Below are 10,463 nucleotides of genomic sequence, written 5' to 3'. Positions count from 1 at the left end.
CCAATGTCGTGGTGCAGAAGCTCATCGACCTCGCCCTCGGGGTCGGCTTCGCTGCCCTCCTCCTGATCGCGGCGGGCCTCTCGTTCGCGGGGACCACCGCGACCGAGAACCTCCTCTGGCTGCTCGGCATCGACACCCGGTCAGTCGCGGGGTTCGTGCTGAGCCGCACGGTGACCCTCGTCGTCGCGGTGCTCGTCTATGCGGTGGCCCTTGCCGGGATCTACCGGCTTCTCGCCCGGGTGAAGGTGCCCGCACGCATCCTCCGGCACGGGGTGCTGCTCGGGGCGATCGGACTGGCGATGCTCACCGTCGCGGGTGGACTGCTGCTCGGCGGTGCGCAGAACAACCCGCTCATCGCATCCTTTGCCGTCGTCGCGGGCCTGCTCATCTACTACAACCTCGCATCGCAGGTGATTCTGCTGGCCGCGACGTGGATGGCGGTGGATGTCGACGACGAGGGGATCGTGATCGATAGGAAGGTGTTCGCGTCGCGACTCGAACAAGCGCGTGCGCTGGTCGCCGCCCATGAGCCGCAGCGCGAGGCGAAGCCCGGATTCTGGAAGCGGCTGATCGGTGGTCGCCGGTAGTGTCCCTGGGGTGACTCGCCTCCGTATCGCTTCGGTCAACGTCAACGGCGTGCGCGCCGCGTTCCGCAAAGGCATGGGCGACTGGCTCGCCGGTCGGGATGTCGACATCCTGGCGATGCAGGAGGTGCGGGCCGAGACCGCGCACCTCGACGAACTGCTCGGCGACGAGTGGGCCATCCTGCACGACCCGGCGACGGCGAAGGGCCGTGCGGGGGTGGCGATCGCGTCACGCCGCGCGGCGTCGGTGCCTCGGATGACGTTCGGGCCCGACGATTTCGACTCGGCCGGCCGGTGGCTCGAAGCCGACTACGACGTCGACGGCACGGTGGTGACCGTGGTGTCCTGCTACGTGCCGTCGGGCGCGGTCGGTACCGCGAAGCAGGATGAGAAGTTCCGCTTCCTCGAGGGGATGCTCGTGCACCTCCCCGAGCTGCGGGCGCGCAATCCGCTCTCGGTCGTGATGGGCGACTTGAACGTCGGGCATCGCACCCTCGACATCCGCAACTGGAAGGGCAACGTGAAGAACGCCGGCTTCCTGCCCGAGGAGCGCGCGTACTTCGACCGGTTCTTCGGCGCGGAGGGCGACGCCGACTACAACGCCGGCGGCGGCTTCGGGTTCGTCGACGTCGGGCGCCGGTTCGCGGGTGAGGTCGACGGCCCGTACACCTGGTGGTCGAACCGGGGGAAGGCGTTCGACACCGACACGGGGTGGCGCATCGACTACCAGGCGGCGACGCTCGAACTGGCCGCTAAAGTCGTTGACGTGAAGGTCGATCGGGCCGCGGCGTGGGATGAGCGATGGTCCGACCACGCTCCCGTCGTCGTCGACTACCAGCTCTGACCCCGTCTCGTAAGGCCTCCTATGTCTAAGCCCCGCCTCTTCTCGGGGATGCAGCCCTCTGCCGAGTCGCTGCACGCCGGCAACTACATCGGCGCCCTCCTGCAGTGGCGCGACCTCCAGGTCGAATACGACGCCGTGTTCTGCGTCGTCGACCTGCACGCGATCACCGTTCCGCAGGAGCCCGCAGCCCTGCGCGAGGCAACCCGGCGCACCGCCGCGCAGTACATCGCGGCGGGGATCGACCCGGCTTCCTCGATTCTGTTCGTGCAGTCGCACGTGCCCGCTCACGCCGAACTCGCCTGGGTGCTCAACACCCTCACCGGCTTCGGCGAGGCGGAGCGCATGATCCAGTTCAAGGACAAGGCCGCCAAGCAGGGCCGAGCCAACGCGTCGGTCGGGCTGTTCACCTACCCGATCCTGCAGGCCGCCGACATCCTGCTGTACGACGCCGAGATCGTGCCCGTCGGCGAAGACCAGCGGCAGCACATCGAGCTGACCCGCGACCTCGGGGCCCGGTTCAACTCGCGGTTCGGCGACACGTTCGTGCTGCCCGAGGTGCGCATCCTGCCCGAGACGGCGAAGGTGTTCGACCTGCAGAACCCGGGGTCGAAGATGTCGAAATCCGGGGAGTCGCCTCAGGGCATCCTTTGGTTGCTCGACGAGCCGACGGTGCTGGCGAAGAAGGTGAAGTCGGCCGTGACCGACGCCGACCGCGACATCCTCTTCGACCCGGTTGCGAAGCCCGGGGTGTCGAACCTGTTGTCGCTGCTGTCGGTCCTCGGCGGGCAGCCGGTGCCGGCGCTCGTTGACGCTTTCGCCGGCCGCGGCTACGGCGACCTCAAGACCGAGACAGCGGATGCCGTCGTCGCCGCGTTCGCACCGGTGCGTGAGCGAGCACTCGAGCTGCTCGCCGATCCCGCCGAACTCGACCGGCTGCTCGCCGACAATGCCGAGCGCGCCGAAGCCATCGCCGCCACCACCCTCGCGAAGGCGTACGACCGGCTCGGATTCCTGCCCCGTCGCTGATCCCCCGCTAAGAGAACGTGACCGGAATGCTGAGGGAGTCGTCGTTTTCCGGCAGCCCCGACGGGTTCTCCTTCTTCAGGACGAGGAACCCGCTGGTCACGTCGGCGGGTCGGTCGAAGTTCAGGGTGACGGTGAACGGCACCAGCTCTTCGGTCATCCAGTCGCCCTCGAGCTGAGCCGTCGCGTCGTCGAGAACGTTCCCGTCTTGGTCGGTCAGTTGCACGGCGAAGCTGCCGCCGGACGACCAGTTGCCCGGTACTTCCCCCGAAAGGGTCAGCGGGCTGCCGACGGGCGAGTCACTCCACTCGTCCACAGTGATCGGCGTGCCCCCCTCTGAGGTGAACTCTCCCGTTGGCGTCGGCGTGGCCGTCGGCGCTGCCGCCGGCGGCGTGGATGGGAGCACCGACGGTGGCGGGGCATCCGGTGAGAAGAACAGTCGGTAGGCGAGCACGGCTCCGAGGCCGACGACGAGCACACTGAGCACGATGATGACGATGAGCGGTGCGCGTTTCATAGCGTCCTCCTGACCGAACCGTACTCTTGCACCCCGTCGCGCGAATAGGCCCGCACTCGGGTCACAGCGGCGGGAATGCTCGGCACGAGGGGCGAGTTGTAAGCTGGTGATACGAAGCACGTGCTCCGGGATCGGTGAAATCCCGAACCGGCGGTGATAGTCCGCGAACTCCGCGCCGCAAGGCGGGGAGCCGATCCGGTGGAATTCCGGGACCGACGGTCAAAGTCCGGATGGGAGGATGCACGCTGCCGTTGCGCGCGCGATTTGCGTGCGGCGGTTGCGCGACCCTCCCGTCCCCGGTCAGAGACCAGGAAGACGGATGACCGAGATCGAGCGGTTCGAAGCGCCGATGCGCCGAGCCCTCGACCTTGCCGGGCGCGGACCGCTCGTCGGCGGTAATCCGCAGGTCGGCTGTGTGCTGCTGGATGCCGACGGCCGCATCGTCGCCGAGGGCTGGCACCGCGGCGCCGGGACCCCCCACGCCGAGATCGACGCCCTGTCGCAGGTGACGGATGCCGACGGCCTCACCGCCGTCGTGACCCTCGAGCCGTGCAACCACACCGGCCGCACGGGGCCGTGCACCGAAGCGCTCATCGCGGCGGGCATCGGCAAGGTCGTCTTCGCGGTTCCCGACCCGGGTGCAGTGTCGGGCCACGGAGCGCAGCGGCTCGCGGAAGCCGGCATCCCGGTGGTGCACGGTGTTCTGCACGATGAAGCCGAGACGCTGTTGCACCCGTGGCTCGAAGCCATGCGGCGCGGGCGGCCGTGGGTGGTCGTGAAGTGGGCGTCGACCCTCGACGGGCGCGCTGCCGCCGCCGACGGCTCGAGCCAGTGGATCACCGGAGCCGCCGCGCGGCAGAAAGTGCACGAACAGCGGGCGCAGAGCGACGCGATCCTCGTCGGAACCGGCACCGTGCTTGCCGACGACCCGTCACTGACGGCGCGGGGGGATGCCGGCGAGCTGATGCCCGCCCAACCGCTGCCGGTCGTCGTGGGTGAGCGCGCCATCCCGGCTTCCGCGAAACTGCGAGAACACCCCCGCGGCGTGCTCGAAACCGGCACCCGCGACCTCGACGCCGTCTTCGGCGACCTCCACGCTCGCGGCATCCGCCGGGTGTACGTCGAAGGCGGGCCGACCCTCGCGAGCGCCGTCATCGCCGCGGGGTACGCCGACGAGTTCGCGATCTACCTCGCCCCCGCCCTGCTCGGCGGACCGAAGCTCGCGATCGGCGACCTCGGCACTCCGTCGATGGATGCGATCCTGCGCCTGCACGTCGACTCCGTCGAGCAGCTCGGCGACGACCTGTATGTGCACGCTGTTCCGAAGGGGAGCTGAGATGTTCACCGGCATCATCGAGGAACTGGGCGAAGTGCTCGCCTGGCACCGCTCGGGCGACTCCGGTCGGCTCACGATCAAGGCACCGCTCGCGGTGAGCGACGCGAAGCACGGCGACTCCATCTCGGTCGACGGCGTGTGCCTGACCGTCGTCGACCAGGGGCCCGACTGGTTCACCGCGGATGTCATGGCCGTGTCGATCGCGATGTCCACCTTGAGCGACCGTGTCGTGGGCGATCGCGTCGACATCGAGCGCGCCGCCGCCCTCGGTGACCGCCTCGGCGGGCACATCGTGCAGGGCCACATCGACGGAACCGCGACCCTGCTCACCGCGACCGAAGGGGAGGCCTGGCGGGTGCTGCGGTTCTCGCTCGACCCGGCTCACGCTCCCCTCGTGGTGCGCAAAGGCTCGATCGCGGTGAACGGCGTCTCACTCACCGTGAGCGACGCCGGCGACGACTGGTTCGAGGTCTCGCTCATTCCCGAGACCCTCACCGCAACCACCCTCGGCACCCTCACTCCCGGCGACCGCGTCAACATCGAAACCGACATCGTCGCCCGCCACATCCAGCGCATGCTGGGTTTCGATACGCGACCGGCTGCGCCGGGCTCTACTCAACCCACAGAATTCGAAAGGAGCGAGTCATGAGCCTCGCCGACATCCCTACTGCCCTTCAGGCGCTGCGCGACGGCAAGCCCATCATTGTGGCCGACGATGAGGGCCGCGAGAACGAGGGCGACGTCGTGATGGCGGCGCAATTCGCGAGCCAGGAGTGGATCGCCTGGACGGTGCGCTACACATCGGGCTACCTGTGCGCGCCGTTGACAAACGAGATCGCCGACCGGATGGAGTTGCCGCCGATGTGGGCGCACAACGAGGATCCGCGCGGCACCGCGTACACGATCAGCGTTGACGCCGCCGACCGGCTGTCGACGGGAATCTCGGCGTCCGACCGCGCTCACACCCTGCGCGTGCTGGCCGACCCCGAGTCGACACCGGCCAGCCTGATCCGACCCGGCCACATCATCCCGTTGCGGGCCGTCGATGGCGGGGTTCGCGAACGTGACGGCCACACCGAGGCGACGGTCGATCTGCTGAAGCTTGCGGGACTGACCCCGGTCGGGGTGATCGGCGAGATCGTGGAGGACGGCGGCGAGATGATGCGCCTTCCCGGGTTGCTCGCGCTCGGCGCGGAACACGACGTTCCGGTGATCACGATCGAGGAGCTCATCCGATTCATGGAGGAGCGCAAGTGCGAGAAGGATCCGATGGCCGTCGTCGAGATCCCCGAAACCGAGCGGGTGTCGTTCGAGGTGGAGACGACGGTTCCCACCGAACACGGCACGTTCCGGGTGCGGGCCTACCGCGACCGCTCGACGGGGGCCGACCACGTGGCGTGGATTTCGGGCACACCTGCGGACGGTGCGCTCGTGCGGGTGCACTCGGAGTGCCTGACCGGCGAAGCGTTCGGGTCGCTGAAGTGCGAGTGCGGCCCGCAGCTCGACGCGGCACTCGCCACGGTGCACGCGGAAGGCGGCGTCGTCGTCTACCTGCGCGGCCACGAGGGGCGCGGCATCGGCCTCATCAACAAGCTGCGCGCCTACCGCCTGCAAGAGGACGGCCTCGACACTCTCGACGCCAACCTTGAGCTCGGCCTCCCTGCAGACGCACGCGACTACGGTGCGGCGACGGCGATCCTGAAAGACCTCGGCCTGTCGAGCGTGCGGCTGTTGAGCAACAACCCCGAGAAGGCCCGCCAGCTGCAGGAGCGCGGCGTGACGGTGACCGAGCTGGTTCCGCTCGTCGTCGGCGTCGGCGAGTTCAACGAGGGCTACCTCGAGGCGAAGCGCGACCGCATGGGTCACGCGCTGCCCGACGATGCGGCGCTCGACGCGGTGCGGCTCGCCGACGAACTGAAGGAGACGACGCCATGAGCGGCGAAGGGATGCCCGAACTCGACACCGACGGAACCGGCCTTTCGGTCACGATCGTGAGCGGCCTGTGGCACACCCGCATCTCTGAGGGGCTGCTCGCGGGCGCGCGCGGCGTGCTCGCGGCATCCGGGGCGACGGTCACCGAGATCCAGGTGGCCGGCAGCTTCGAGTTGCCCGTCGTCTCGAAAGCCGCACTCGAGGCGGGGGCGGATGCCGTGGTTGCGCTCGGCGTGATCGTGCGCGGCGAGACCCCGCACTTCGACTACGTCGCCGCTGCCGCGACCGACGGCCTCACCCGGGTCGCGCTCGATACCGGCAAGCCCGTCGGGTTCGGCGTGCTCACCGTCGACAACGAACAGCAGGGACTCGACCGCGCGGGCCTGCCGGAGTCGAAAGAGGATGTCGGCGGCCGCGCTGCCGAAGCTGCACTCGCCACCGCGAAGCTGCTGCGCGCGCTCAAGCGTTAGTGGGTCGAGTGCCGCCGCAGGCGGTGTATCGAGACCGCTCGCACGAGGATCGACGCCGCAAGCGTTACCACGAGGATCGCCGCACCCGCGATGGTGCCGGCGTCGAACGCGGTGTCGCGTAGCTGCGGGTAGCTGCCGGGAAAGCCGTCGCGCGCAACGTGGGCCGCGAACGACCCGACCAGCAGCGCCCCCGCCGAGATCCAGGCAGCGACCCTCACGACGGCGACCGAACGGGGATCGCTGCGGTGAACGACCCCGGCCCGGCGCAGCGCGTGCACCGCCCACGCGGCGACCCCGGCGAGTCCGAGGGCCGAGAAGCCGTGTTGCAGCCAGGTGGTGCCGTCGACCGGCCCCCACTGCTGGCCGAGCACGGGGAACCATTCCGAGCCGAGCCGGTTGGGATGCGTGAACAGGTCCCAGAAGGCGTGCGTGCCGACGCCGATGAGGGCTGCGACCACGACGAGCAGGGCGGACCGCACCGGCCGCTCGGGGCGACGGACGCGATCCCAGGCCCACGGCATCCGTGCTCTCAGTGCCTCCGGAAGCAACAGCGCCGACGCCGCCGGGCGGATGACGAGACGCCACACCGCATAGAGCAGCACGGCGAGCGGGAGCGACACCCCGAGCAGTCCCGGGAATCCGTGCGTCACCGCGTAGGGAGCGACCCACGGGAAGAACAGCGGCAGGTCGGGTGCCATCGCCCCGACGGCGACCGCTCCCGCCGGGATCGGGGTGCGAATGAACGGCAGCGCGACGATGGCGTGACTGGGCGTGAACGGCACGCGCTCATGCTGGCATCCCGATGCTGAGAGCAAACCCGCGAGCGCTACCGGTTTTCGCGAGCGCGCCCGATATCGCGGCAGCGGTCGCCAAAACGGGTAGCGCTCGCGAGGGTCGTCACTCGCGCCGGTCGTCACTCGCGACGGTCGTCAATCCAAGAACAGCGCGCGCAGACGGCGGGTGGTGAAGATCAGGCCGACAGCGATCATGCCGACGAAGTAGGCGAGGTGGCCGAGCATCGCGACGGAGAGGGCCCCGGTGGTGAGGCCGCGCACCAGTTCGACGCCGTGCCACAGCGGCAGCGCCTTGATGAACCACTGGATGACCTCGGGGTAGACGGTGATGGGGAAGAACGTCGCCGAGAGCAGGAACATCGGGAGCAGCACGAGGGTGATGACATCCATCTGCTGGAACGTTTTCAGGTACGACGTGATGCCCATGCCGAGACTCGCGAACCCGAACGCGATGATCAGGATGGCGGGCAGTGCGAGGATCGCGGTCCAGGCGAGGTTGAGGCCGAGTGCCTGCATGACGAGCAGGAAGGTGACGCCGTATGCCGCGCCGCGCAGCAGCGCGAGGGAGACCTCGCCGAGCGCGACGTCGAGCGGCCCGAGCCGGGTGGCGAGCATGCCGTCGTAGAGCTTCCCGAAGTGCATCTTGAAGAACACGTTCCAGGTGGAGTCGTAGATCGCGCCGTTCATCGCCGACACCGCGAGCAGTGCGGGCGCGATGAACGCGGCATACGGGATGTCGTTGCCGGCCGAGTCGGTGACGGTGCCGATCAGCCCACCCAGGCCGAGCCCGAGGGAGAGCAGGTAGAAGATCGGCTCGAAGACTCCGGTCAGCACGATCCACCAGTTGGTGCTGCGCGTGGCGAGCAGTCCCCGGCCGAGCACCGCGCGGGCGTTGCCGGAGTAGAGGGCGCGCACGCCGCCGCTGTCGCGGCGTCGGGCCGCGCGGTAGGTCGAGGCGGTCGTCATTTATCGAGCCTCTTCACCGAGAAGTACACCGTGAGACGCCAGCCGAGGTACGCAAGCGCGACGAGGTAAAGCACGTGGATGATCGTGAGCCAGATCGGTTCGGTCGGGCCGTAGGAGAACTGGCGGGCGAGTTCGCTGCCGTGCCAGACGGGTGAGATCCAGCCGATCCACTGCAGGACGATCGGCAGCTGGCTGAGCGGAAAGACGGTGCCGCTGAACAACGAGAGCGGCATGATGATCAGCCGGTTGACAATGTTGAACTGGCCCCGGTCTTCGGTGATCGTCGCCGACCAGGCCGCGACGGGTGAGAATGCGAACCCGGTGAGCATGGCGATCGGCACGACGAGCACGCTCCAGGGCGAGATCACTCCGCCGAACAGGGCCACCGCACCGAAGTAGACACCCGCGGTGAAGGCCGCTCGGATGGCGACGAAGATGAACATGCCGTTGATGATCTGCCGCCCGGTGAGCGGTGCGGAGTTCATCCCGATGAAAATGGCGTTCCACTTGAACCCGAGCAGCATGCCGAACATGTACTCCTCGGCTGCGACGATGACGGCGGCATTGATGATGAGGGCCGGTGCGACGAACTGCAGGTACCCGACGCCGTCGATGAACTCGGTGCCTTGGCTGTCGACGACGAGGCTCGCCAGCCCCACGCCGAACGCGAACAGGTAGAGGAACGGCGTGCCGAACGCTGTAGCGATCATCGTCCAGAAGAACGACCGCACGGCGCGCAGCTTGTGCTCGACGACGTACCAGGCGCCGTAGCGCCGGCTCTTCACGGCGAGCGCCGCGCGGTCGGCGGTGGGGGCGGATGCCGGGGACGTCATTCGATCAGCGACCGTCCGGTGAGGCGCAGGAAGACATCTTCCAGTGACGACCGTCGCACGAGGCTGGTGATCGGCTCGAGCCCGCGCCTGGTGACTTCGACGAGCGCCGCTTCGCCGTCTTGCGAGTAGACGAGCACGCGGTCGGGAAGCACTTCGAGCCGCTCGCCGATGCCGGCCAGATCGGCGGCGGCGGTCTCGTTGCGTTCCGATCCGAACCGCACTTCGAGCACCTCGCGACTCGAGTACTCGCGGATGAGCGCGGACGGAGCGCCCTCGGCCATGATGCGGCCCTTGTCGACGACGACGATCCGGTCGCACAGCTGCTCGGCCTCATCCATGTAGTGCGTCGTCAGCACGAGCGTCGTGCCCTGCTCTTTGAGACGGAATAACCGGTCCCAGAGGATGTGGCGCGCCTGCGGGTCGAGACCGGTGGTCGGCTCGTCGAGCAGCAGGATGCGGGGGTCGTTGATGAGGGCGCGCGCGATCGTGAGGCGCCGCTTCATGCCGCCCGAGAGATCGTCGATCTTCGACTTCTTGCGGTCGGACAGCTGGGCGAACTCGAGCAGTTCGTCGGCACGCTTCGCGACGTGGGCGCGCGGCAGGCCGAAGTAGCGGCCATAGACGATGAGGTTGTCGCGCACGAGCAGCTCGGTGTCGAGGTTGTCTTGCTGCGGCACGACACCGAGTTGTGACCGGATCTCAGGCCCGTGGGCGTCGGGATCCATTCCGAGAATCTCGAGGTGACCCGACGTGCGGGTCGAGACCGCACCGACCATCCGCATGGTCGTCGACTTGCCGGCACCGTTGGGTCCGAGCAGCCCGAACGATTCGCCCGGCGCGACCTCGAACGAAATCCCGTCGACTGCGGCCGTCTGCTTGTAGGTCTTGACGAGATCGGTGGCGATGATGACGGGGGCTGACACGAGAATCGAGTCTAGATCGGCCCCTCCGACACGGGGCGAGGTTTCTTCGATTTCGTCGCTGGGTGAGGGCGGCGAGCCGATAGTCTGCGGCGCATGACCCGTCGGCCCGTCGTCGCACTGCTCGCGCTTCCGATCGTGCTCGCGCTTGCCGCGTGCGGAGGCGGGGGCACCCCTCCAGACCCCGCCCCTGTCGATGAAGATCCGGGGGTTCCGGTGGCCGAGGAGGCGTACGTCCTCCCCG

General features: G+C 68.5%; 12 protein-coding genes and 1 riboswitch. Of the genes, 7 read left to right on the top strand and 5 right to left on the bottom strand.

Annotated features, from left to right (window positions below; all coding sequences use genetic code 11):
* The 3 genes from RMO30_RS02210 to trpS form a co-directional block, all read left to right on the top strand.
* Positions 1-587: YhjD/YihY/BrkB family envelope integrity protein (locus RMO30_RS02210; protein WP_309708932.1), on the top strand; the 587-nt coding region annotated here is incomplete at its 5' end.
* 10 nt (positions 588-597) lie between these two features.
* Positions 598-1,428 (top strand): exodeoxyribonuclease III, encoded by an 831-nt coding sequence (locus RMO30_RS02205; protein WP_309708930.1) that lies wholly within the window; start codon positions 598-600, stop codon positions 1,426-1,428.
* 21 nt (positions 1,429-1,449) lie between these two features.
* Entirely contained in the window at positions 1,450-2,454 is a 1,005-nt protein-coding gene (trpS, locus tag RMO30_RS02200) for a tryptophan--tRNA ligase (protein ID WP_309708928.1), read from the top strand.
* Positions 2,455-2,461: 7 nt separating this feature from the next.
* Here the strand turns inward: trpS and RMO30_RS02195 are convergent, their stop codons facing one another.
* Positions 2,462-2,968 carry a hypothetical protein gene (locus RMO30_RS02195; protein ID WP_309708925.1) on the bottom strand — a complete coding sequence of 169 codons (507 nt, stop codon included), beginning with the start codon at positions 2,966-2,968 and terminating at the stop codon, positions 2,462-2,464.
* Between the two features lie 118 nt (positions 2,969-3,086).
* A riboswitch (FMN riboswitch) is annotated at positions 3,087-3,214 on the top strand.
* Positions 3,215-3,287: 73 nt separating this feature from the next.
* Here RMO30_RS02195 and ribD point away from each other — a divergent pair.
* Genes ribD through ribH form a run of 4 tightly spaced genes read left to right on the top strand, consistent with a single transcriptional unit; the run spans position 3,288 to position 6,706 of the window.
* Positions 3,288-4,304 carry a bifunctional diaminohydroxyphosphoribosylaminopyrimidine deaminase/5-amino-6-(5-phosphoribosylamino)uracil reductase RibD gene (ribD, locus tag RMO30_RS02190; RefSeq protein WP_309708922.1) on the top strand — a complete coding sequence of 339 codons (1,017 nt, stop codon included), beginning with the start codon at positions 3,288-3,290 and terminating at the stop codon, positions 4,302-4,304.
* A gap of 1 nt (position 4,305) precedes the next feature.
* A complete protein-coding gene (locus RMO30_RS02185; RefSeq protein ID WP_309708919.1) occupies positions 4,306-4,953 on the top strand; it encodes a riboflavin synthase in 648 nt (215 codons plus the stop codon).
* On the top strand, positions 4,950-6,239 hold the full coding sequence (gene ribA / locus RMO30_RS02180; RefSeq protein ID WP_309708917.1) for a GTP cyclohydrolase II: 1,290 nt from the start codon (positions 4,950-4,952) through the stop codon (positions 6,237-6,239). Before RMO30_RS02185 ends, ribA begins: the two co-directional genes overlap by 4 nt.
* On the top strand, positions 6,236-6,706 hold the full coding sequence (gene ribH, locus RMO30_RS02175; RefSeq protein WP_309708915.1) for a 6,7-dimethyl-8-ribityllumazine synthase: 471 nt from the start codon (positions 6,236-6,238) through the stop codon (positions 6,704-6,706). Before ribA ends, ribH begins: the two co-directional genes overlap by 4 nt.
* On the opposite strand, the gene RMO30_RS02170 is transcribed toward ribH, so the two are convergent.
* From RMO30_RS02170 to RMO30_RS02155, 4 genes are all read right to left on the bottom strand, one after another.
* Positions 6,703-7,488: a DUF4184 family protein gene (locus RMO30_RS02170; RefSeq protein ID WP_309708912.1), complete on the bottom strand. Its 786-nt coding sequence runs from the start codon at positions 7,486-7,488 to the stop codon at positions 6,703-6,705. The two genes, ribH and RMO30_RS02170, sit on opposite strands and share 4 nt — an antisense overlap.
* A 147-nt stretch (positions 7,489-7,635) precedes the next feature.
* A complete protein-coding gene (locus RMO30_RS02165) occupies positions 7,636-8,466 on the bottom strand; it encodes an ABC transporter permease (RefSeq protein ID WP_309708910.1) in 831 nt (276 codons plus the stop codon).
* Positions 8,463-9,299 (bottom strand): ABC transporter permease, encoded by an 837-nt coding sequence (locus tag RMO30_RS02160; protein ID WP_309708908.1) that lies wholly within the window; start codon positions 9,297-9,299, stop codon positions 8,463-8,465. Before RMO30_RS02160 ends, RMO30_RS02165 begins: the two co-directional genes overlap by 4 nt.
* Complete coding sequence (locus tag RMO30_RS02155; RefSeq protein ID WP_309708904.1) at positions 9,296-10,222, bottom strand: ATP-binding cassette domain-containing protein; 927 nt, start codon at positions 10,220-10,222, stop codon at positions 9,296-9,298. The genes RMO30_RS02160 and RMO30_RS02155 overlap by 4 nt, the downstream gene beginning before the upstream one ends.
* Between the last annotated feature and the right edge of the window lie 241 nt (positions 10,223-10,463).

This window comes from Pseudolysinimonas sp., from assembly GCF_031389465.1.
Lineage (GTDB): Bacteria > Actinomycetota > Actinomycetes > Actinomycetales > Microbacteriaceae > Pseudolysinimonas_A.
Note: the sequence above shows the minus strand (reverse complement) of the source record. Positions and strands in the feature narration are given on the sequence as shown.

Excerpts from the sequence above, each read along its gene's own strand:
- RMO30_RS02185 (WP_309708919.1), top strand. The coding sequence starts at position 4,306 with ATGTTCACCGGCATCATCGAGGAACTGGGCGAAGTGCTCGCCTGGCAC.
- ribA (WP_309708917.1), top strand. The coding sequence starts at position 4,950 with ATGAGCCTCGCCGACATCCCTACTGCCCTTCAGGCGCTGCGCGACGGC.
- RMO30_RS02160 (WP_309708908.1), bottom strand. The coding sequence starts at position 9,299 with ATGACGTCCCCGGCATCCGCCCCCACCGCCGACCGCGCGGCGCTCGCC.
- RMO30_RS02165 (WP_309708910.1), bottom strand. The coding sequence starts at position 8,466 with ATGACGACCGCCTCGACCTACCGCGCGGCCCGACGCCGCGACAGCGGC.
- ribD (WP_309708922.1), top strand. The coding sequence starts at position 3,288 with ATGACCGAGATCGAGCGGTTCGAAGCGCCGATGCGCCGAGCCCTCGAC.
- trpS (WP_309708928.1), top strand. The coding sequence starts at position 1,450 with ATGTCTAAGCCCCGCCTCTTCTCGGGGATGCAGCCCTCTGCCGAGTCG.
- RMO30_RS02195 (WP_309708925.1), bottom strand. The coding sequence starts at position 2,968 with ATGAAACGCGCACCGCTCATCGTCATCATCGTGCTCAGTGTGCTCGTC.
- ribH (WP_309708915.1), top strand. The coding sequence starts at position 6,236 with ATGAGCGGCGAAGGGATGCCCGAACTCGACACCGACGGAACCGGCCTT.